This is a genomic window from Rhizobium sp. CRRU65 (assembly GCF_048551595.1).
Taxonomy (GTDB): domain Bacteria; phylum Pseudomonadota; class Alphaproteobacteria; order Rhizobiales; family Rhizobiaceae; genus Rhizobium; species Rhizobium leguminosarum_J.
In genome coordinates this window covers 322,568-343,309 of the sequence record NZ_JBLYZH010000006.1, presented here as the reverse complement: position 1 = coordinate 343,309, position 20,742 = coordinate 322,568, and the positions used below count along the sequence as shown (strand labels likewise).

At 61.8% G+C, this 20,742-nt stretch carries 19 protein-coding genes; 9 read left to right on the top strand and 10 right to left on the bottom strand.

Annotated features, from left to right (window positions below; all coding sequences use genetic code 11):
* Positions 1–45 precede the first annotated feature (45 nt).
* Positions 46–1,446 carry a L,D-transpeptidase gene (locus ACM5SV_RS15520; protein ID WP_012758318.1) on the bottom strand — a complete coding sequence of 467 codons (1,401 nt, stop codon included), beginning with the start codon at positions 1,444–1,446 and terminating at the stop codon, positions 46–48.
* Positions 1,447–1,807: 361 nt separating this feature from the next.
* Here ACM5SV_RS15520 and ACM5SV_RS15515 point away from each other — a divergent pair, with 361 nt between their 5' ends.
* The 4 genes from ACM5SV_RS15515 to ACM5SV_RS15500 all read left to right on the top strand — a co-directional run bounded on the left by ACM5SV_RS15515 (position 1,808) and on the right by ACM5SV_RS15500 (position 3,836).
* Positions 1,808–2,647, top strand: coding sequence for an aldose 1-epimerase family protein (locus tag ACM5SV_RS15515; protein WP_017994740.1), 840 nt, complete (start codon positions 1,808–1,810; stop codon positions 2,645–2,647).
* 71 nt (positions 2,648–2,718) lie between these two features.
* A complete protein-coding gene (locus tag ACM5SV_RS15510; protein ID WP_003541467.1) occupies positions 2,719–3,057 on the top strand; it encodes a TIGR01244 family sulfur transferase in 339 nt (112 codons plus the stop codon).
* A 73-nt stretch (positions 3,058–3,130) separates the two neighbouring features.
* On the top strand, positions 3,131–3,472 hold the full coding sequence (locus tag ACM5SV_RS15505) for a RidA family protein (protein WP_017994739.1): 342 nt from the start codon (positions 3,131–3,133) through the stop codon (positions 3,470–3,472).
* A 13-nt stretch (positions 3,473–3,485) separates the two neighbouring features.
* The gene (locus ACM5SV_RS15500; RefSeq protein ID WP_029873391.1) at positions 3,486–3,836 is read left to right on the top strand and encodes a hypothetical protein; all 351 of its coding nucleotides are present in this window, start codon (positions 3,486–3,488) and stop codon (positions 3,834–3,836) included.
* 31 nt (positions 3,837–3,867) lie between these two features.
* On the opposite strand, the gene ACM5SV_RS15495 is transcribed toward ACM5SV_RS15500, so the two are convergent.
* Genes ACM5SV_RS15495 through ACM5SV_RS15480 form a run of 4 tightly spaced genes read right to left on the bottom strand, consistent with a single transcriptional unit; the run spans position 3,868 to position 8,674 of the window.
* A complete protein-coding gene (locus ACM5SV_RS15495) occupies positions 3,868–5,520 on the bottom strand; it encodes a thiamine pyrophosphate-binding protein (RefSeq protein ID WP_222014183.1) in 1,653 nt (550 codons plus the stop codon).
* Between the two features lie 13 nt (positions 5,521–5,533).
* The gene (locus tag ACM5SV_RS15490; protein ID WP_012758315.1) at positions 5,534–6,736 is read right to left on the bottom strand and encodes a CaiB/BaiF CoA transferase family protein; all 1,203 of its coding nucleotides are present in this window, start codon (positions 6,734–6,736) and stop codon (positions 5,534–5,536) included.
* An 18-nt stretch (positions 6,737–6,754) separates the two neighbouring features.
* Positions 6,755–7,711, bottom strand: a complete 957-nt coding sequence (locus tag ACM5SV_RS15485) for a DMT family transporter (protein WP_113545224.1) — start codon at positions 7,709–7,711, stop codon at positions 6,755–6,757.
* 33 nt (positions 7,712–7,744) lie between these two features.
* Entirely contained in the window at positions 7,745–8,674 is a 930-nt protein-coding gene (locus ACM5SV_RS15480) for an alpha/beta fold hydrolase (protein ID WP_222014182.1), read from the bottom strand.
* Positions 8,675–8,832: 158 nt separating this feature from the next.
* On the opposite strand from ACM5SV_RS15480, the gene ACM5SV_RS15475 reads away from it, so the two are divergent.
* The 4 genes from ACM5SV_RS15475 (at position 8,833) to metF (ending at position 13,452) form a co-directional block, all read left to right on the top strand.
* Positions 8,833–9,573, top strand: coding sequence for a ribonuclease T2 family protein (locus ACM5SV_RS15475; protein WP_012758312.1), 741 nt, complete (start codon positions 8,833–8,835; stop codon positions 9,571–9,573).
* A gap of 98 nt (positions 9,574–9,671) precedes the next feature.
* Positions 9,672–11,321, top strand: a complete 1,650-nt coding sequence (gene ettA / locus ACM5SV_RS15470; protein WP_012758311.1) for an energy-dependent translational throttle protein EttA — start codon at positions 9,672–9,674, stop codon at positions 11,319–11,321.
* A gap of 162 nt (positions 11,322–11,483) precedes the next feature.
* Entirely contained in the window at positions 11,484–12,509 is a 1,026-nt protein-coding gene (locus ACM5SV_RS15465; RefSeq protein WP_012758310.1) for an ArsR/SmtB family transcription factor, read from the top strand.
* Position 12,510: 1 nt separating this feature from the next.
* On the top strand, positions 12,511–13,452 hold the full coding sequence (gene metF, locus ACM5SV_RS15460) for a methylenetetrahydrofolate reductase [NAD(P)H] (RefSeq protein ID WP_012758309.1): 942 nt from the start codon (positions 12,511–12,513) through the stop codon (positions 13,450–13,452).
* A 446-nt stretch (positions 13,453–13,898) separates the two neighbouring features.
* Here metF and ACM5SV_RS15455 read toward each other — a convergent pair whose 3' ends face one another.
* From ACM5SV_RS15455 to ACM5SV_RS15435, 5 genes are all read right to left on the bottom strand, one after another.
* Positions 13,899–14,804, bottom strand: coding sequence for a DMT family transporter (locus ACM5SV_RS15455; protein ID WP_012758308.1), 906 nt, complete (start codon positions 14,802–14,804; stop codon positions 13,899–13,901).
* 104 nt (positions 14,805–14,908) lie between these two features.
* The gene (locus tag ACM5SV_RS15450; RefSeq protein ID WP_012758307.1) at positions 14,909–16,126 is read right to left on the bottom strand and encodes a lytic murein transglycosylase; all 1,218 of its coding nucleotides are present in this window, start codon (positions 16,124–16,126) and stop codon (positions 14,909–14,911) included.
* Between the two features lie 82 nt (positions 16,127–16,208).
* Positions 16,209–17,006 carry a GH25 family lysozyme gene (locus ACM5SV_RS15445; RefSeq protein ID WP_012758306.1) on the bottom strand — a complete coding sequence of 266 codons (798 nt, stop codon included), beginning with the start codon at positions 17,004–17,006 and terminating at the stop codon, positions 16,209–16,211.
* 125 nt (positions 17,007–17,131) lie between these two features.
* Entirely contained in the window at positions 17,132–17,806 is a 675-nt protein-coding gene (locus tag ACM5SV_RS15440) for a class I SAM-dependent methyltransferase (protein ID WP_012758305.1), read from the bottom strand.
* Entirely contained in the window at positions 17,803–19,047 is a 1,245-nt protein-coding gene (locus tag ACM5SV_RS15435; protein WP_012758304.1) for a DUF3419 family protein, read from the bottom strand. The genes ACM5SV_RS15440 and ACM5SV_RS15435 overlap by 4 nt, the downstream gene beginning before the upstream one ends.
* A gap of 219 nt (positions 19,048–19,266) precedes the next feature.
* Between ACM5SV_RS15435 and ACM5SV_RS15430 the strand changes: the two genes are divergently transcribed.
* Positions 19,267–20,694 carry a serine hydrolase domain-containing protein gene (locus ACM5SV_RS15430; RefSeq protein WP_113545218.1) on the top strand — a complete coding sequence of 476 codons (1,428 nt, stop codon included), beginning with the start codon at positions 19,267–19,269 and terminating at the stop codon, positions 20,692–20,694.
* Positions 20,695–20,742: the final 48 nt, after the last annotated feature.

Sequence of the window (20,742 nt, the reverse complement as noted above, 5' to 3'; positions counted from 1 at the left end):
CCGGAGCGATCCGGCGGCCTTGTCGTTGTTGTCGTCAGAATGATTTCAGTCGACGAATTCGACCGTCACTCCCGGCTTCACCATCTTGGCAAGCTCGGTGGCATCCCAGTTGGTCAGGCGGATGCAGCCGTGGCTCTGGGTGCGGCCGATCTTCGAGGGCTCGGGCGTGCCATGAATGCCGTAGGTCGGCTTGGAGAGCGCCATCCAGACGGTGCCGACGGGGCCGTTCGGGCCGGGCGGAATGTTGAGGATCTTGTCGTTGGCGCCCTGCTGGAAATTGATCTTCGGATTGTAGGTGTAGCCGGGATTGAGGGCGACGCGCTCGACGGTGACCGTGCCTGACGGCGAGGGGGTGTCGGTGGAGCCGATCGATGCCGGATAGGCGGCAAGCAGATTGCCGGCGCCGTCATAAGCGAAGACCTGCTTACGGCCCTTGTCGGCGATGATGCGCGCAACCGCGCCGCTCTTCGGCTCGCCTGGATTGACGACCTTGATGACGGTGCCGGCAACGGTGAAATCGGCGCCGGGGTTCATCTCCTTGAGGAAAGCCTCATCCATGTGGAAACGCTCGGCGAGCATCTCGGTGGTCGAGGTGTAAGCCAGCGACGGCAGCAGCGCCTTATGCGAATAATCTTCCGGAATCTCGGCGACGAAGGGGCCGGCCGCATCGGCGGGCGTGATCGTGTAGCTGACCACAGGCAAGCCGCCGGTCATGCGCAGTTCTTCCAGAATGGCGTCGGTGTCGTTCGGATCGAGCTTGGAGCCTGTCATCTGGTCATATGCATAGATGCCCTTGGTGACGTTCGAGCCCATATGGCCGTCGATGACGCCCGGAGAGATGCCGGCGCGATCGAGGAAGACCTGTAATGCGACGATCTCGGGCTTCGACTTGTTCTTCAGCGTGATGACGGGCTCATCAGGTGCTGCCTTCGGCTGGTCGGCGGGCGGGATCTGCTGGCCGGGGTCGATCGAGGCATAGTCGTCGCCGGGTTGCGGATTGCCGATGCTGTTGTCATCGGGATAGGGCTGGTCGCCGAGCGGCCGGCGTTCGATCGCCGCATCGCGCGGTATGCCGCCGGTGACGGCGCCGCGCTCGGAATAACGCGTATCGCCATCGGGATTGTTGTCGGAATAATAGGGGTCGTTGCCATACTGGTCGTTATAGACCTCGCGAGGGCCCGGCCGCGGCGGATAGTAGCCCCGCGCACGCATCTCGGTGGCGACGACGTTGCCATAGTCGTCGATCAACACGCGATTGCCGCTACGGTCGCGGGCGTAGATATAGCCAGCTGGAACATAGTCGAGGATTTCGCCGCTCGGCGTCACAAGCACGATATCGCTCTGGCGGCGATCGCGGAACTGCTGCGCGCCTGCCTCCGGCGCTGTAGCCGCAAGAGCAGCCAGGACGGCTGCGAGGCAAAATGCCGACTTCAAAAAGCGATTCACGTCTCATACCTCGAACAGTGACTGGGCAGACACACACATGCCAATTTTGACGCTAGTGTGGAATTTATGAAACCGTGCTGAACAAAATATGAAAATCACTAAGATTTCCTTTTACTCATAAACGTTTGCGTCCTTGTGTCAGTTCCGCAAAATCCATGGTTGCTGCAAAAGCACAAGATGGAGGCGACGCCGATTGACGAATGGCGACGCGAAACCTAACGCTAGCGCATCCTTCTTTGCGAAAATCGATTCCGTTTTTCGGAAAGCATGATGCGCTGATTCAAAGTGTTAGAGCGTCCTTTGTGCGTCCGAAAGGACGCTCGGCGCTCTAAGGGGCCGACAATTCCCCAAGGAGACCGTGATGATCGAATTTGCCGCCGCAAGCGGGCCGCGCCTGATGCTGGACGAAACATCTGTGCTGGATATTGGCGGATGCATCGTCGACGGCGTCGACATCGCGCCGAAGCGCGCCATTCCCGATGACGGCGATCCACGAATCGATCACTCGCTCGAGGGCTTCCTCTTCACCTGCGGGCCGGACCATATCCGCCACCGTCAGCCGATCCCCGGCCGGGACGACGGCAAGGTCTATCCGCTGCATGGATCGGCCTCCGGCCACGCGGCAAAGGTGCTGTGGACAAAGTTCGAGAATGGCAATGCCGAATGCCGCGCCGATATCGACATCACCACTGTCGAGGGACTGCCGCAGCGCATCGAGCGGCTGTGGCGGATCGATGGGGCGACCGGCGAGGTGCGGCTTGAGGATCGGGTCATCAATACCAGCGATCGGACGGTGCCGACCTTCCTGATGTACCACATGAATACTGGTGGCAAATGGCTGGACGACGGCACGCGGCTCGAAGGCCGGATGCTGGAAAATGGCGGTTTTCCCTGGACATTCGGCGAGCAGCCGGGCGGCATCTTCTGCGTCGCGGCGCCGGCGATGGAGAAGGGGTTCGCGGAGGTCCGCCTCGGGCCGATCGCCGCAATCGGCGACAGGACGCTGCGGGTGCGTTTCCGCGCCGACACGCTGCCGCATCTGCAGGTCTGGCGGAACCAGAAGGCGCCGGCCCATATCATCGGCATCGAGCCAGTTTCACATCGGTGGATATCGCGCGACGAGCTAGAGGCCGCCGGTGAGTTCAACATGCTGGCGCCGGGCGAGAGCCGCAGCTATGCGCTGACCTTTGCCTTCCTGTGAGCGAAGTGTTGTTGACGCTGGCAGACCTCCGTCGTAGACCTTCAGCCCACGATTTTTGAGGAGACAAGACGATGGATATTCGCCAGATCGACGATGAATATTCGGTTTCGGGCCAGATCACGCTTGAGGAGCTCGACGAGATCAAGGCGCTGGGGTTCAAATCGATCGTCTGCCACCGCCCCGACCACGAAAGTCCCGACCAGACGTCGTTCTCTGTTATCGAGGCGCGCGCCAAGGAACTCGGCCTTAATATCGCCCACGTGCCTGTCGGGCCGATGGGCGTGACCGAGGAAGCCGTGCAGGGCATGGTCGACGCGCTCGACGAATTCCCGCGGCCGATGCTCGGCTATTGCCGTTCCGGCGCACGCTCGACGGCGATTTACCAGAAGACCCACCATATCCGTAATTGAGTCCCGTTCCGGGCGCCGATTTTCCGGCGTTGAACCTCAGCGCCGCCACCTTCCATTCACTCAGGAGACTATGATGAGCATCAAGCGTATCGACGTCGGCTCGCGCATGAGCGGCGCCGTCATTCACGGCAATACAGTCTATCTCGCAGGCCAGGTCGGCGAGGGCGAAAGCGTCACCGATCAGTGCAAGTCCTCGCTTGCCGAAGTCGACCGCCTGCTGGCTGCGTCGGGCAGCAGCAAGTCGAAGATCCTGCAGACGATCATCTACCTCGCGGACATCGCCGATTTCGCCGAGATGAATGCCGTCTGGGAAGGCTGGATCGATCCGGCCAATCCGCCGGCCCGCGCCACCAGCGAAGCCAAGCTCGCAGCTCCGAAATACAAGGTCGAGTTCATCGTCACGGCTGCGATCTGATTTGGGGACACGGATGTCGACGAGGCGCCTGCTGATGTTTTGTTTTGCCGGTAGCCTTGCGGCTTCCGTGGCTTCCGCGGAAGAACTTCCGCCAATCCCCAAAGGGCAGGGGCTTGGCGTGGCCTCAGTGAGCATGGTCATCGCATTGACTTGCGACATCCATTATAAGCGTCCACAGGTCGTCAGTGACGCGAAAGCTCTTTTTCTGAAGTTTGCCCGAAAGGAACTCAAAGACCCGGAATCTGCCACAGAACGGGCCTTTAGTACTGCTCGCCGGGGTGTCACGCGGCAGTCAACCAAACAATATACCAAAGCAAGCTGCGATCAGTTGGGCAGAATGCTGAGGCGCGAACTCGCCCGCTGAGGTTCACGCTGCCTCAAATGCTGCTTTTCAATCAGGATTTCTCGCGGATTTGCGTCAGTGTCCGTGCGGGCGTGATTGCTTCGGGATCGAGCTTGATTTCGACAATCGCCGGCTTGCCGCTTTCGCGCGCTCGCTCGAACGCCAGGGCGAAATCCTCGGTCTTTTCCACTGTCTCGCCGTGGCCGCCATAGGCGCGGGCAAGGGCTGCGAAGTCGGGATTGGTCAGATCTGTGCTGCTGACGCGGCCGGGATACTCGCGCTCCTGATGCATGCGGATCGTGCCGTAGATGCCATTGTTGACGACGACTGCGATGATCGGCAGGCCGTAGCGGATGGCGGTGGCGAATTCCTGGCCGTGCATCAGGAAGCAGCCGTCGCCGGCAAAGCAGATGACCTCGCGCTCGGGAAAAAGCCGCTTGGCGGCGACGGCGGCCGGCAGGCCGTAACCCATCGAGCCGGAGGTGGGGGCGGCTTGGGTGTTGAAGCGGCGAAAACGATGGAAGCGGTGCACCCAGGTGGCGTAGTTGCCCGCACCATTGGTGAAGATCGCGTCCTGCCCGGTATTGGCCTCCAGCCATTCCATGATCGGCCCCATATGGACGGCGCCCGGTCCGCTCAAGGGCGGCTTCGACCAGGCGAGATAGGCCTGGTGCAGGCGGGCGGTGCGCTCGGCCCAGAGCGGTTCGGCCGGCGCTTCCAGATCGGCGAGTGCCGCGACGAAATCGGCAGGTGCCGCGCAGATGGCAAGATCCGGACGGTAGATGCGGCCAAGCTCGGAAGCATCGGGATAGATATGCACCAGCGATTGCTGGGGGTAGGGGATATCGATCAGCGTATAGGACGAGGACGGCATTTCCGACATGCGGCTGCCGAGCAAGATCAGCAGGTCGCTCTCCTTGATCTCCTTTGCCAGCGCCGGATTGATGCCGATGCCGACATCGCCGGCGTAGCAGGGATGGAGATGATCGAACAGCATCTGCCGACGGAAGGAGCAGCCGACGGGCAGTTGGAAACGCTCGGCGAAACTTTGAAAATCGGCGACGGCATCGGCGTCCCAGCGCGTGCCGCCAAGGATCACCATCGGCCGCTCGGCCTTCAGCAAGCGGAGATAGAAATCGTCGATCTGGCGGCGGCCGGGATGGGCCTCGACGCTGGCATAGTGCCTGGCGCGGGGTGCCTCGACCTCATCGCGCAGCATGTCCTCCGGCAGCGTCAGCACGACAGGGCCGGGCCGGCCGGAGGTTGCGACCGCAAAGGCGCGGGTGACGAACTCGGGAATGCGGGCGGCATCGTCGATCTCGCCCACCCATTTGGCGAATTCGGTGAAGGCGCGGCGGAACTCGACCTCCTGGAAGGCCTCGCGCTCACGCGCTTCGCGCTGCACCTGGCCGATGAACAGGATCATCGGGATAGAGTCCTGCTTGGCGATATGCAGGCCGGCGGAGGCGTTGGTGGCGCCGGGGCCACGGGTCACCATGCAAATACCAGGTTCGCCGGTCAGCCTACCCCAGCAATCCGCCATCATCGCCGCTCCGCCCTCCTGGCGGCAGACCACGACGTCGATATCGCTGTCGCGCAACGCGTCGAGCACGGCGAGAAAGCTCTCGCCGGGCACGCAGGAGAGCCGCTTGACGCCATTCGCCTTCAGCGCCTCGACGATCAGTTCCCCGCCCGTCTTCTTCATGACAATGCCTTCTTCATGACGATGCCTTCCTCTCGCGCTCGGCGAGTTCCGCCAGAATTTCTGCCTGGTGTTCGCCGAGACGCGGGCTCGGCGTGATATAACGCAGCGGCGTCTCCGACAGCACCACAGGCGTCCTGACACCGGGGATCACGGTGCCGGCTGAATCCGCAAGGTCGATACGCAGGCCGCGAGCCTGTACCTGCGGATGGGCGAACATTTCCTCGATCGTGTTGATTGCGCCTGATGGAACCGCATTCTCTTCACAGGCCTTCAGCAGATCCGCCTTCTGCCATTTCAGCGTTTCGGTGGAGACGAGGCGGCGCACTTCGCCGCGATTGCCGACGCGGGCCTTGTTGGTGGCGAAACGCTCGTCGCTGGCGATGGTCTCCAGGCCAAGGATGGTGCAGAGGCGGCGGAACTGGCCGTCGTTTCCAACCGCGAGAATGAGATACCCGTCCGCCGTCGGCACGACCTCATAGGGCGAGATATTGGGATGGGCATTGCCGAGGCGGGTCGGCGCCTCGCCGGAGACCAGATAATTCATGTTCTGATTGGCGAGCACGGCCGATTGCACATCGAGCAGGGCCATGTCGACCAACTGGCCTTCACCGGTCTTCAGGGTATGGATCAGAGCGGCTTCGATCGCCGAGACGGCGTAGATGCCGGTGAAGATATCGGCAATGGCGACGCCTGCCTTCATCGGCTGGCCGCCCGGCTCCCCGGTAATCGACATGAAGCCGGACATGCCCTGGACGATATAATCGTAGCCGGCGAGGCTGGCATAAGGGCCGTTCTGGCCGAAGCCGGTGATCGAGCAATAGACGAGCTTCGGGTTCTCCTTGCGCAGGCTGTCATAATCGAGCCCGTATTTGACGAGGCCGCCGACTTTGAAATTCTCGATGACCACATCGGCGGTGGAGACGAGGCGGCGGACGAGGTCCTGGCCTTCGGCGCTCTTCAAGTCGGCGGTGACAGAGCGCTTGCCGCGATTGGCGGCGTGGTAATAGGCGGCCGAGAGGTTCTCGCCATCGGCGCCCTCGACAAAGGGCGGGCCCCATTGGCGTGTATCGTCGCCGGCGTCGGGATTTTCGACCTTGATGACGTCGGCGCCGAGATCGGCGAGCATCTGTCCCGCCCAGGGGCCGGCGAGCACGCGGGCAAGCTCGATCACCCGGATGCCGGCAAGCGGCGGCTTTTTGGTCACGGTCTCTGTCATGTTCCCTCCCGGCAATATCTACGGCGCCAGCGTCACCTCAGATGTATCGGATACGGGCTTTGAAGCAAAGCGGCGCTCTCGCCAGAGGATGTAGAAGCCCGATGCCACGATGATGGCAATGCCGAGCCATTTGACGGCATCCGGAAAGTCGCCGAAGACCAGCCAGGCGAAGATCGTCGCCGAGACGATCTCGAAATATTGCAGCGGCGCCAGCGTCGATGCCGGTGCCGCGCGATAGGCATAGACGCCGAGGATGCCCGATATCGCGGCCATGGCGCCGACGCCGGCGACATAGAACCAGGCGCGGCCATCCGGCATGACGGGATCGAAGAGATCGGAGCCGGTTCCCTGGCCCAGGAAAAGCAGGATGGTGCAGAAGAGCAGGCCCCAGATGCCCATTTGGAACTGCATCGCCCAGGGGTCTTCCCTGTGCGAGAGGACGCGAGTCATCAGCACGAAGATGGCGATGCAGAGCGCGCTGACGACAGGCAGAAGCGCGATGTAGCCGACCTCCTCGAAACTCGGCTGGATGATCAGCATCGCCCCGAAGAAGCCGACGCCGCAGGCGCTATAGCGCCGCCAGCCGATCGTCTCCTTCAAGAAGATACCGCCGAGGATCGTCAGCATGATCGGCTCGACGAAGAAGATCGCGATCGCGTCGGCGACCGCCATGTATTTCAGCGTGGTGACGAAGGAGATCATCGAGACGGTGATGATCGCGCCGCGGATGGCATGGAACAGGTTCTGGCGCCAGGAGAATTCGGCGAAGCTGCGCCGCCATATCACAATCGGCAGCATGCAGAGCGCCTGTACGGCGAAGCGGCCGGCGGTGATCTCCGCGGAGGGGACGGTGACGATGGCAAGCTTGGCGAAAATATCGATGAGCGGCGAGAACATCACCGAGATGAACATCAGCACAAGTCCCATCGTCACGTCGGAAGCGGACGAAACGCGGCGGGCGGAGGTGGTGTTCATGATGAAATCCCTGTCACTCAGGATATTGGTCGCTCAGGATCTTGCGACGGCCCTGTCGCACCAGTCCGCGAAGGCTGCGATCGCCGCATGCGCGCCGATCTCATTCAATGTTTCGTGCCGCATGTCCTGATATATCTCAGTGCTGATACGGGAGAAGCCTTTGCCTTTCAAATGGTTTGACAGCCAGAGCACGGCTTTTCCACGTTCCGTCGCCGGGTCTTCTCCGCCGCCGACCAAATGGATCGGCATATCCCGCGCCAGCCGGTCGAGATGGATTTTATGCGGCGCGCGGAAGGTCAGCTCGAAGAGATCGAGCCAGAGAGAGACCGAGGCGTCGAAGCCGCAGAGTGGATCGCTGACGTACTTGTCGACTTCATCGGGAAGACGCGACAGCCAATCGAACTCGGTGCGGCGGCCGGCAATGGATTTGCCCCAGGTGCCGAAGGTAAGCTTCGGCAGCAGGCCGCTCGGCACGTCGGAGCCCTTCAGCATGCGCTCGGCAAGCAGGATTGCCTGGGCGGCGCGGCCGGCAAGGCCGACGGCGAAATTCGAATTCCAGACGGCGACGGCGTCGAAGTCGGCCGGAGCTGTGACGGCAGCGTTGAGGGCGATGAGGCCGCCCATCGAATGGCCAAAGAGGATCACCGGCAGGCCGGGACGACGGGAGGCCGCATGGCTACGCATAGCGATGACGTCGCCGATCACCCTTTCAACGCCACCCCGCCTGGCAAAGCGGCCGATCGGCGCATCGGACGCCGTCGTCTCGCCGTGGCCTCGATGATCGTGGGCATAGACGTGATAGCCGCGCTCTGCCATCGCCTCGGCAAAGGAGCGGTATCGTTTCGAATGTTCGGCCAAGCCATGCGATATCAACAGGATGCCGCGGGCCGCAGCTTCGGCCTCGGCATGGTGGTAGGCCAGCGATGCCCCCGGCACGACGAGCCTTTGCGTTTCAGCAAACATGTGGATCCTCCCGGCGGCAACAGACCAGATCGCTGGGTAATTGCAACATGGGCGTTTGATTATCCGACAACAAATTGGGGCCTTGTTGCGATTCAGGGTTGCGGCCTTTCAATCTTCATGCTTATTTGTTCCTGTATTGTTCTTTTTTGGGGGTTGAAATGAGCAGCATGCAGTTGCGTACCTTGTCGTTCGCTGTGTCGATGGTTATTGCCGGCGCTGCCATGGCGCAGGAGGCTGGCGGGCGCACCCGCTTCATTCTGGCGGCAAGCTGGCAGCCGGCTTTTTGCCAGACAAACCAGAAGAAGCCTGAATGCGCTACACAGGCCACGGAGCGCCATGATGCGACGAACTTTTCGTTGCACGGGCTTTGGCCGATGCGGCAGGATTATTGTGGCGTGAGCGCCGATCAGAAGACCGCCGACAAGGACGGCGACTGGAACAAGCTGCCGGAGGTCACGCTTGCGGCGGAGACGCAGGCGGCGCTCGCAAAGGCGATGCCCGGCACGCAGTCCGGCCTGGAACGGCATGAGTGGGTGAAGCATGGCACCTGCACGAAGATGAGCGCCGACGACTATTTCGGCGTCGGCGTGCACCTCGTGGGCGCACTCAACGCGTCGGCCGTGCGCGATCTCTTCGCTGCCAATATCGGCAAACCGGTCAAGGCCGAAGCGATCAAGGCGGCTTTCGACAAGAGCTTCGGGCCGGGTGCCGGCGATCGTGTCAAGATGAGCTGCCGGCGGGCCGGCAATATCAGGATGATCAGCGAGCTGACGATCGGGCTTTCGGAAGCTGCCGGAGCGGCATCGGCGAAAAGTGCCGGGCTTGCCGATCTGATCCAGGGCGCTGGAAAAACGTCGTTCGGCTGCGACGAGGGCGTCGTCGACGCTGCGGGCTTTTGACCGGAATTCCTGAGTAAACCGGGTTTCGGCGTTGCCCGGAGGCGCTGTTTCGCCTACATAGCGGCACAATCAAAGTTTCCCGCCCGGAGCAGCGCAGCATGGCACGTCAGTTCATCTATCATATGTCCGGCCTCAACAAGGCCTATGGCAACAAGAAGATCCTGGAGAATATCCACCTTTCGTTCTACCCCGATGCCAAGATCGGTATCCTCGGTCCGAACGGCGCGGGTAAATCCACCGTACTGCGCATCATCGCGGGCCAGGACAAGGAGTATACCGGCGAAGCCTGGCTCGCCGAAGGTGCGACGGTCGGCTACCTCGAGCAGGAGCCGCACCTCGATGCAAACAAGACGGTGTTCGAGAACGTCATGGAAGGCGTTGCCTCGAAGACGGCTGTCCTCGATCGCTACAACGAATTGATGATGAACTATTCCGATGAGACGGCGGAAGAGGGCGCCAAGCTTCAGGACGTCATCGACAGCCAGAACCTCTGGGATCTGGAAAGCCAGGTCGAAATGGCGATGGAAGCGCTACGCTGCCCGCCGCGTGACGCCGATGTCACCAGCCTTTCGGGTGGTGAGCGACGCCGTGTCGCGCTCTGCCGCCTGCTGCTTTCGCAGCCGGATCTGCTGCTGCTCGACGAACCGACCAACCACCTGGACGCCGAAACCATCGCCTGGCTCGAAAAACATCTGCGCGACTATCCGGGCGCCGTGATGATGATTACCCACGATCGCTACTTCCTGGACAACGTCACCGGCTGGATCCTCGAACTCGACCGCGGCCGTGGCATTCCCTACGAAGGCAACTATTCGGCCTACCTGCAGGCGAAAGCCAAGCGGATGCTGCAGGAAAGCCGCGAAGATGCATCGCGCCAGAAGGCGATCAGCCGCGAACAGGAATGGATCGCGTCCAGCCCGAAAGCCCGTCAGGCCAAGTCCAAGGCGCGTATCAAGTCCTACGAGCAGTTGGTGGATGCCGCCGAGAAGCAGCGTCCCGGCGACGCACAGATCATCATCCCGGTCAGCGAGCGCCTCGGCCAGGTGGTCATCGAGATGGACGGCATCACCAAGGGCTTCGAGGGCCGCACGCTGATCAACGACCTGTCGATCAAGCTGCCGCCAGGCGGCATCGTCGGCATCATCGGCCCGAACGGCGCCGGTAAGACGACGCTATTCAGGATGATCACTGGCCAGGAAACGCCGGATGGCGGTTCGATCCGCATCGGCGAGACCGTGCATCTCGGTTATGTCGACCAGAGCCGTGACACCCTTGCGGCCGACAAGACGGTCTGGGAGGAAATCTCCGGCGGCGCCGAAATCATCAAGCTTGGTAAGTTCGACATGAACTCCCGTGCCTATTGCGGCGCCTTTAACTTCAAGGGCGGCGACCAGCAGCAGAAGGTCGGCAATCTCTCTGGTGGTCAGCGCAACCGTGTTCACCTTGCCAAGATGCTGAAGGCCGGCGGCAACGTTCTGCTGCTCGACGAACCGACCAACGACCTCGATACGGAAACGCTGGGTGCCTTGGAAAACGCGCTGGAGAACTTTGCCGGCTGCGCCATCATCATCAGCCACGATCGCATGTTTCTCGACCGTCTGGCGACGCATATCCTGGCTTTCGAAGGCGACGGCCATGTCGAATGGTTCGAAGGCAACTTCGAGGATTATGAACAGGACAAGGTTCGCCGTCTCGGCCCCGACGCCCTCAACCCGGGCAGCCAGGCTCACAAGCGCCTGACCCGCTGATTTCACTCATTTTTGCTTGCGGAAGCCCCGGTTCGGCCGGGGCTTTTTCATGTCGCGCCTTGTCGCAATCTGAGCAGCCAATTTCGCGGAGAGTGCGAATTGCCGCTTGCCACCGCTTTTCAAATCACATAAAGATATCTTTATATCTTGATTGGATCGAAGATGAGCGAACCCTTGAAGCTTGGACTGGATGCGCTGGTGGACGTCTTGAAGGCGGCCGGCGAGCCCACGCGCTTGCGTCTTCTGGCGCTTCTTGACGGCGGCGATCTGACGGTGACCGATCTTACCGAAATTCTCGGCCAATCCCAGCCCCGCATCTCCCGCCACCTGAAGCTGCTTGGCGAGGCCGAACTGATCGAACGCTACCAGGAGGGCGCCTGGGCGTATTTCCGCCTCAAGCAGGACGGTAAGGCAGCCATGCTGGTGCGGGCGTTGCTGAAGCATGTTTCCGAGAACGATCCGACCATCCTTCGCGACGGCGAGCGGCTTTCGCTGGTCAAGCGCCAGCGCGCCGAGCGGGCACAGGCCTATTTCAGCCGCAACGCGGCCGAATGGGACGAACTTCGCCGCCTGCATGCGGCCGATGAGGAGGTCGACGCTGCCGTCATCCGGCTGCTCGGCAGCCAGCCGATCGACTCGCTGCTCGATCTTGGCACCGGCACCGGCCGCATCCTCGAACTCCTGTCCGGGCTCTACCGCAGGGCGACCGGCGTCGATGCCAGCCGCGACATGCTGAGCGTGGCCCGCGCCAATCTCGACAAGTCCCGCATCACCAAGGCCACCGTGCGCCACGCCGATATCCTGAACCTGCCTTTCGAGGGACAGGACTTCGATCTGGTGACGATCCATCAGGTGCTGCATTTCTTCGATCAGCCGGAGATTGCGATCGCGGAAGCGGCGCGCATGCTCCGGCCGGGCGGCCGGCTCGTGGTCATCGACCTTGCGCCGCACACGCTCGAATATCTCCGCGGCGAGCATGCGCATGTCCGTCTCGGTTTTTCGCACCAGGCGATGTCCGACTGGTTACGCAAGGCCGGGCTCGACGTCGAGCAGGTCGTCGATCTTCATCCGGGTCAGCAAAGCGGGCAGGGGTTGACGGTCACCGTCTGGCTCGCGCGCGATCCGAGGCGCCTCATGGCTTCGCAGACGAGCGAAGGCGCCGAACCTACATTTGCCGGGAGGGTATAACATGGCTTTGAAAAACGATGCGCGCGGCCGCAACATCAGGGTCTCTTTCGAATTTTTCCCGCCGAAATCGGAGGAGATGGAAGGGCAGCTCTGGCATACCGTCAGCCAGTTGCAGGACTGGGACCCGGATTTCGTGTCGGTAACCTATGGCGCCGGCGGCACCACCAGAGCGCCGACGCTGACCACCGTCACGCGGTTCCTGTCGCAGACGCCGCTTGCCACCGCCTCGCATCTCACCTGCGTCGGCGCGACCAAGGAAGAGACGCATCAGGTGGTCGACACGTTCCGCAAAGCCGGTGTGACGCATTTCGTGGCGCTGCGCGGCGATGCGCCCGGTGGTGCCGGCGTGCCCTACCAGCCGCATCCCGGCGGATATGCCAATGCGGCGGAGCTGGTGGCCGGCCTGAAGGAAATCGGCGATTTCGAGATTTCGGTTTCCGCCTATCCGGAAAAACACCCGGAGAGCCGCGATACGGCGGCCGATATCGACATGCTGAAGCGCAAGGCCGACAATGGCGCCGACCGGGCACTGACGCAGTTCTTCTTCGACAACGACAATTTCGAGCGCTACCTGGAGCGGGTGCGCGGCGCCGGCATCTCGATCCCTGTCGTGCCCGGCATCATGCCGATCCAGAACCTGACGCAGCTGAAGCGCTTCGCCGGGGCCTGCGGCACTGTTATCCCCGCCTTTCTCGACGAGCGCTTTGCAGGCTTCGACGACAAGCCCGAGGAGCGGGCGAAGGTCGCCGCCGAAGTCGCTGCCGAACAGATCGAAGATCTCGTCCGGCGCGGCATCCACGACTTCCATCTCTATACGATGAACCGTGCGCCGCTGGTTTCCGCCGTGCTCGACAATCTCGGCCTCTCCCGCCCCGCCGCGAAACAAAAAGTGCTGGCGCTGCCGCCTGATCTTTGCGCGTCTGAAGGACACGCGGCGCTGTAAAAGTGAAAAGCGCATGTCGGGCGGGACATGCGCTTTTTCGTTGGCGGATTGATCAGCTATTCAGGAGTTTAGGCACTATCAGTCATTACACTTTCGTCGGCCAGCTCAGATGAAGAGCATGGACAAGACGAAAGCAAACGCTGCACTGACCAACAGAACATTCAAGGATTGCGTGAGTCCCATGTCTGTCTCCTCGCGTTAACCGGCCAATAATATGTCTGAAATATGTCGGTTGGGAAGCAGATCTTATGCTGCGCTGCAGAAGGGTTCGGTGGATAAGTCGAATAGTGCTCTCGCAAGCTTTTGAAATAAATCGATAATTCTCAACAAATTTTTGTTCACACAATTTAACATGCCGTTAAATCAGGCGATTGCGTATTTACCTATGCGCCCAAAACATGGCGGGATCGCAACCGGTTGAAAACATGTGGAATTCGCAACCGGCTTTAGGCGGCCTTGGCCAGCAGGCGATAGGCGCGGCCGTCGAGAATGACGAGGCCGAAACCGATCAGCGCCATGCCGGCAAACTCGCTCAGGGCCAGCCTTTCGCCGAGGAAGAGCACGCCGAGAAGGATGGCGCTCGGCGGCACCAGCAGGGTGACGAGCGAGGCATTGGTGGCGCCGGCCGTTGCCATGATCCGGAAATAGAGGATGTAGCCGAAGGCGGTCGACAGCAGCGCCAGTGCCAGGATGGCGAGGAGGGCATCGAGCGGCGGTGCGGCAAGCGCCCAGGGGCGATCGGCCAGCAGCGACAGCGGCAGCGCAATCAGCGAAGAGGCGGTCAACTGGCCGGCTGCGGTAACAGGGGCGGGAACATTCTTGAAGCGTTTTCCGTAAGTGGCGGCGAAACCATAGGAGATCGCAGCAAGCACGGGAAGAAGCAGCGCCCAGAGCGGGGCTTCGCCACCGGCCGACATGCCGGGGCCGATCAGCACGATCGTTCCGGCCAGGCCGACCAGGCAGCCGGCGATCTTTGCCGGCGACAGCTTCTCGTCTGAGGTGAAGTAGTTGGCGATCAGCACGGTCCAGATCGGTGTCGTCGCATTCAGGATCGCCGCAAGACCGGCGCCGATGCGGGTCTGGCCGAAGAAGATCAGCGCATGCGGCAGGGCATTGTTGATGAGCCCGAGGATCAGGAATTCGCGCCAGCGGGCTTTGAGGATCGCATAGAAGTCGAAACGGCCGGCGATATAGATATGCAGCGCCAGCGCTGCGAGCAGCAGCCTGAAGAAGACGAGGGTCAGCGGCGGCACGTGCTGGACGGCGATGCGGGCAAAGAAGAATGAGCCGCCCCAGATCAAGCCGAGCAGGACCAGCAGACCCCAGGTCCAGGCATTCATCCTGCTGTCCACGCCGATTCCTCCACCGCAAGCCGCTCGCTTGATGCTTTAGCGCAGGCGGCGAACGGCGCCACCCGTTTCTTGCGAAGCGAGCGGCGGCAGGGTGTCAGCTGGGATCAGAGGGCGTTGAGGAGGGCAGGCGTCGCCCAGCCGTCGGCCGGCATGCCGAGGCGCTGCTGTTCCTTCTGGATCGCGACACGTGTGCCGGAGCCGAGGATACCGTCGATCTCGCCGACATCATGGCCGAGCGACTGCAGTTTGGTCTGCAGCGCCTTCATCTGGTCGCTGGCAAGCCCCTGTTCCGGCACGCCCTTGAGATAGGGTTCGGCGCCCGAAAGGCGTGTCCCGAAATAGGCGGCCGAGGTCGTGTAGATGAACGACTTGTTCCATTCGAGATAGATCTTGAAATTGGGATAGGCGATAAAAGCCGGTCCCATGCGGCCTTGTGGCAGAACGAGATCGCCTTCCAAGTTGCCGAAGGCGGTATTGCCGTCGCGCGGCTTGACGCCGAGCGCGAACCATTCTCCCGCTTTCATCGTGCCGCCAAGACCGGACTTCTCAAAGGGCAGGTTATCGGGCACGGTCACTTCCTGCAGCCAGGGCTGGCCGCGCTCGAAGCCGAGGTGCTGGATGAATTTCGCCGCCGTCAGGATGGCGTCCGGGCCGCTCTGCTTCAGGCGGATATGACCGTCGCCGTCGCCATCCATGCCATAGGCAATGATGTCGCGCGGCAGCATTTGCACTTGGCCGATCTCGCCGGCCCAGGCGCCGGTATTGGTGGCGGGGTCGAGGTCGCCGTGCTGGACCATCTCAATAAGAGCGATCAGCTGCGGACGGAAGAGTTCCGGGCGACGGCAATCATGCGACAGCGTCACAAGAGCGTTGCGGGTGTTGAAATCGCCCTGGACGGCGCCGAAATCGGTTTCCATCGCCCAGAAGGCGGTGATGACGCCCGGGGGCACGCCGAAATCCTGCTCGGCGCGGGCAAAGACGTCGGCATATTGCTTCATCTTCTGGCGGCCGATGTCGAGGCGGGCCTGGCTGACGGTGCGCTGGGAGAATTCGAGGAAGGTCTGCTTGAAGACGCCCTGGGCGCGATCCCGGCTCAGGACCTTGGGGTCGATCTCGGCGCCGGCGAAGGCCTCGTCGGCGGCTGCCGCACTGGCGCCGGCTGCGACTGCGTCTTTCTTGACACCTTCGAGGAAGGCGGACAGATCGCCGCCGCAGGGTGCGGCCGGGGCTGCGTCAGGCGCCTGCTGGGCGGCCGCGACGCCGGCGAGGGCAAGCGCAAACAGGAGGGCGAGTGCAGAGCAGCTTGCGAGCGAGCGGTGCATGGATGCGGTCCTTATATCAAAAAGATTTCCCGTCGCTTTCACAGATGAATGTGACGGAAGCAAGAAACATCGCAGGACGTTACTAAGAATTTCTATCCTTGGAAACGGCTGCGACCCAATTGTTCCAGTTCTTTGCACTGCCGGCAAAGACATTGATATCGGTCGGACCGCTGATGCCGGGAATGACGCCGGTCGAGGTATATTGCCAGAAGGCCCAGCGGCGGTCGGAATAGGTCACCTCGGGGTGTTTTGCCACCGAACGAACCCAGAAATGATAATCCTGGAAGTAGCCGGCGAGATTTTCGCGGTGGAAATCGACCGAGGTATAGATGATCGGGCGCCTGCCGTAATAGGCTTCCAACCGGTCCATGAAACGCTGCATTTCGGCGCGCACCGTTTCAGCGTCGGGGCGGTAGCGGCAGGTTTTCGATTCGGCGTTCCATTCGACGTCGAGCACCGGCGGCAGGCGCATGGCCTCCTTCGGTACGTTACGGATGAACCAGTCGGCCTGCTGATCGGCCGAAGAGCAGAAATAATAGAAATGATAGGGAGCGTGGGGGATGCCGGCGGCGCGGGCCTCGCGCCAGTATTCGTCGAAGCGCGGATCGACCCTGTCCTTGCCTTCCGTTGCCTTGATGAAGGCGAAAGCGACACCAGAGTTCTTTACCGTGCGCCAATCGATATCGCCCTGCCATTTGGAGATATCGATGCCGTGGACCTGGTTCTGCTGGGGATGCTTCGGACCGAAATCCTGCGGATCGGTATCCTTGAAGCGCGTCTTCGGTTTGATCGACGCCGTTTCGAGATAGTCATAGCCGGAGGAACTGCAGCCGGCCAGCAGGATGGCTAGGGGCAAAACGCAAAACAAAAGCCGGCGCATGGGCGTCCCGTCGTAGCTCGAATGATCTTTTTGCCCCACAACCTGACCTTCGAAAAAGACGAGTCAGCAGAGGATAACCCTCTTTTCATCATATCAACGTAAAAAATCGGTTAGTTTCAAGCGAATTATGAGCGCTTGCTGATAATAGCTGCCCGCCAGGCATAACCGCCGCCGACGGCATCGAACACCAATGTCGCGTTGTTTTCATGGGCTTGCGCTTCCAGGACCTCGCGCAGATCGGGGCGCGGGGTGACGTGGAATTTCGCAAGCCAGGACTGCAGCATGCGCCGGAACCAGCCCGGCAAGCCTTCCTGCTGGCCGAAATCGACAATGTGCAGTTGGCCGCCGGGATTGAGTGCGGCGATCGAAGCATCGACGGCGCGCTCCCAGTCCGGGATCATCGACAAGGCATAGGAGATCAGGATGCGGTCGAAGCCGCTGACGCCGAATTCACGCGGTGTGAATGCCGTGGCGTCGGCGACGCGGAATTCCGGGATCGTCGCCTTGGTGGCGAAGGTCTTGCGTGCCGAAATCAGCATCTCCTGGGAAATGTCGAGGCCGAACAGCTTGGCGGTCGGGAAATGCCTGTGGGCGAAGGCCATGTTGCGCCCGGTGCCGCAGCCGACTTCCAGAAGGCTGCCGCCTTCGGCCACGTCGAGATTGCGGATCGTGCTGTCGCGGCCGAGAAGATAATATTTGCGGGTCAGGTCGTAGATGTGCCGCTGGTAGCGGTACATGCCATCCATGAGGCTGGCATGTTGGTCGCTCTGTCCTGCCGTCTCAGTACCGACCTTGCTCACGCCTTCTTCCCGTAGATGTGGAAGCCGCCGTAGATTGCCGAGCGATCGAGCGCAGTCAGTTCACGCGACTTTTCCTCGAAGTAATCCCATTGGCCGCGGATCGCCGGAGCCAGGCGGCCTTCGATGATGCTCTTTTCGGCGGCGGTGCGGAAGATCACGCGGGCGCCTTCGCGCGCCGTGCGGGTGATTTCCGTCCAGACGTCGTTCAGCTGCTCGTCCGTCATCCAGTCCTGCGCGTCGAGCAGAATGTAGCGGTCGCGCGAGGCGGCCGGCTCGCGGGCCAGAAGCTCGGTGAAGCTTGCGTGGTGAACGTTGACGCGGTCGACATTGGCGCGGATCACCTGATAGTGCTCCGACTTCAGATAGGTCGGCAGCGGGCCCTCCGCTTCGGTGCCGTAACGGCGGCCGAAGGCCTGCCAGGCGAAATAATTGTCGCTCATCGGGAAATGACAGGCGAGCTTTTCCAGGCGATGCTTCAGCACCGGTGCGATCGAATGATCGGCGGCAAGGCTTGCGAGTTCGTCATATTGCTGCGGCGGAATGCCGAGGCCGAAGAGCGAGCTCTTACGGCCGGTAATCCAGCGCACGACCGGCTTTTCGAAGAGCGGCGCGATCTGCTCGTCGAAGAACTGGCGCTGCTCGCGGATCGAGCGGGTCTTGGTCATCTCGCGCAGTTTGACGCCATGCAGGCGGGCAAGAAGGTGGGCCGCGCCGATGAAGCGGCCGAGCAGACCCGTTTCGTAAATGTTGCGATCGAAAACGGTGACGCGGCGGCGGCCGAACTTGCGGCCGTTCCAGTAGCTGCGGGTTGCCTCATCGAGGCGGGCGGCAAGATGCTGGTCGTAGGCACGGCTGTTCGACTTCTCGTTCGGCATTGCCAGGAAGCGGACGAGATCGGCGTGACCTGGAAGATGTTTGAAGGCGGCAAGCTTCAGGCGGTTCAGCGCGATGTGGTGCGGGTTGAGATCGACGACGTCGATCGAGGCCGGCGCCTTGGAGAGATAGGCGAGCATGTTGCAGCCGCCGGAGCCGATGGTAACGATGCGATGATTGGGCTTCAGCTCCATCGCCTGCATGTCGAGATCCGGATCCTCCCAGATCTGCGGATAGACGAGGCCGGAGAAAAGAAGGCCGAAGAGACGCTCGGAAAAGCCATCCTTCGAAAAGGCCTTATGGCGGAGAAGGGCATCCTTGAGTTTCCGGTTCTTGCGGAAGCCGGCATCCGGTGCAAATTCTGACATGAGTCTGTCACCTTTTTAGCGTTCAGGGCGTGTAGCGCGCCTCTGCTACAGTTTGATGACGCGGGCTGTGGGGGAGCCGTTCCTGGGAGGCTTCGGCCTCCTCCGGAGAGCGACCAGAATGGCACTCCTGGGAAAGTGATCGGGACGATGGTCCTTCTTCGCTTCGGCCCCTTTCCGGCGCGTGTGATTCCTGCTTCTCTCCCGGCATGGAGGAATGCCATGCGATTTGTCCTGCGTATCATGAAGGCGCTTGCTCTCCTTCTCGTAGTCATCATCGTCGCCGCGGCCGGCTGGCTGTTCATCCGGCCACCGGAACTGCTCAGCGTCGGCGACGGTTATGCCGCCAAGATCGTCTGCTCCAACGTGTTCATCGCCGGCCGGGAGGCGGAGGATGTGCTCCATGACGACGTCCAGGCGCCTGGAAATCCGCTACTGCGGCTGGTGCGTGTCAGCGTCGACCCCGACAACGATCGCGTGACGGCGCGCTTCATGGGACTGTTTGCGCCGAGTTATGCGCTCTATCGCGGCGCTTTCGGCTGCACGAGCGTCCCGGACGGCAATTTCGAGGCGGCTGCGAAGGCAGCGCCCTTCGATCCGCCGGCCAAAATGCAGGCGAATGACGCCTTGTGGCCGGAGGGCGAGGGGACCGGCAATCCGGCGGACGGGAAGATCGCCGCGCTGCTTGCCGATGCCGGAATTGCCGGCCCGGCAATGCGGGCGATCGTGGTGGTGCGCAATGGTCGCATCGTCGCTGAGGCCTATGGCCCCGGCTTCTCGGCGAAGACGCCGTTGATCGGCTGGTCGATGACGAAGACCGTGAATGCGGCAGTCCTCGGCCGGCTGATGCTTGGCGGCAAGGTCTCCTTCGACGATGATAACCTGTTGGCGCAGTGGAAGAACGATGCGCGCGCCAGAATCAAGGTTTCCGATCTGCTCGGCATGGAGAGCGGCCTTGCCTTTAACGAAGACTATGGCGACGTCGCCGATGTCACGCGCATGCTCTATCTCGATACCGACATGGTATCGCTGCCGGCCAATGCACCGATGGAGGCAGCGCCCGGCCAACGCTTCCGCTATTCTAGCGGCACGGCCGTGCTGCTCTCGCGCATCTGGATGGACAGGGTCGGCAATGCTCAGGCGGCTTTTTCCTATCCGCACGACGCGTTGTTTGCCCCGCTCGGCATGACAAGCGCCGTATTCGAACTCGATGCGCGCGGCACGTTTGCCGGAAGCTCCTATCTTTATGCGACGGCGCATGACTGGGCGCGCTTTGGGCAGTTCCTGCTGCAAGACGGCGTGTGGAACGGACAGCGACTGTTGCCGGAGGGTTTTGTCGGCGCCATGCGCACCCCGACGGCGGCTTCGAACGGGCGGTATACGCAGGGCCAGGCCTGGCTCGCACCCGGTCGCGGCTCGAGCGCTGAGGCCGGGCTGCCTGAGGATACGTTCTGGTTGACGGGCCACGACGGGCAGAGCATGGCGATCGTGCCTTCCGCCAATCTGGTGGTCGTCAGGCTTGGCCTGACGCCGAGCAGGCTCGACTATCAGCCGCAGACGCTGCTGAAGGCGATCCTGGCGGCATTGCCACAACCGGGAGAGCAGCAACAACAGGCCGGATCGCAACAACAGACCCAGCCGCAGCCATAGGCTGGGGCTTATTCAGCCACTATCTCTCCTGCATATTCAAGGGATGGC

Excerpts from the sequence above, each read along its gene's own strand:
- ACM5SV_RS15515 (WP_017994740.1), top strand. The coding sequence starts at position 1,808 with ATGATCGAATTTGCCGCCGCAAGCGGGCCGCGCCTGATGCTGGACGAA.
- ACM5SV_RS15510 (WP_003541467.1), top strand. The coding sequence starts at position 2,719 with ATGGATATTCGCCAGATCGACGATGAATATTCGGTTTCGGGCCAGATC.
- ACM5SV_RS15505 (WP_017994739.1), top strand. The coding sequence starts at position 3,131 with ATGAGCATCAAGCGTATCGACGTCGGCTCGCGCATGAGCGGCGCCGTC.
- ACM5SV_RS15500 (WP_029873391.1), top strand. The coding sequence starts at position 3,486 with ATGTCGACGAGGCGCCTGCTGATGTTTTGTTTTGCCGGTAGCCTTGCG.
- ACM5SV_RS15495 (WP_222014183.1), bottom strand. The coding sequence starts at position 5,520 with ATGAAGAAGACGGGCGGGGAACTGATCGTCGAGGCGCTGAAGGCGAAT.
- ACM5SV_RS15490 (WP_012758315.1), bottom strand. The coding sequence starts at position 6,736 with ATGACAGAGACCGTGACCAAAAAGCCGCCGCTTGCCGGCATCCGGGTG.
- ACM5SV_RS15485 (WP_113545224.1), bottom strand. The coding sequence starts at position 7,711 with ATGAACACCACCTCCGCCCGCCGCGTTTCGTCCGCTTCCGACGTGACG.
- ACM5SV_RS15480 (WP_222014182.1), bottom strand. The coding sequence starts at position 8,674 with ATGTTTGCTGAAACGCAAAGGCTCGTCGTGCCGGGGGCATCGCTGGCC.
- ACM5SV_RS15475 (WP_012758312.1), top strand. The coding sequence starts at position 8,833 with ATGAGCAGCATGCAGTTGCGTACCTTGTCGTTCGCTGTGTCGATGGTT.
- ettA (WP_012758311.1), top strand. The coding sequence starts at position 9,672 with ATGGCACGTCAGTTCATCTATCATATGTCCGGCCTCAACAAGGCCTAT.
- ACM5SV_RS15465 (WP_012758310.1), top strand. The coding sequence starts at position 11,484 with ATGAGCGAACCCTTGAAGCTTGGACTGGATGCGCTGGTGGACGTCTTG.
- metF (WP_012758309.1), top strand. The coding sequence starts at position 12,511 with ATGGCTTTGAAAAACGATGCGCGCGGCCGCAACATCAGGGTCTCTTTC.
- ACM5SV_RS15450 (WP_012758307.1), bottom strand. The coding sequence starts at position 16,126 with ATGCACCGCTCGCTCGCAAGCTGCTCTGCACTCGCCCTCCTGTTTGCG.
- ACM5SV_RS15445 (WP_012758306.1), bottom strand. The coding sequence starts at position 17,006 with ATGCGCCGGCTTTTGTTTTGCGTTTTGCCCCTAGCCATCCTGCTGGCC.
- ACM5SV_RS15435 (WP_012758304.1), bottom strand. The coding sequence starts at position 19,047 with ATGTCAGAATTTGCACCGGATGCCGGCTTCCGCAAGAACCGGAAACTC.
- ACM5SV_RS15430 (WP_113545218.1), top strand. The coding sequence starts at position 19,267 with ATGCGATTTGTCCTGCGTATCATGAAGGCGCTTGCTCTCCTTCTCGTA.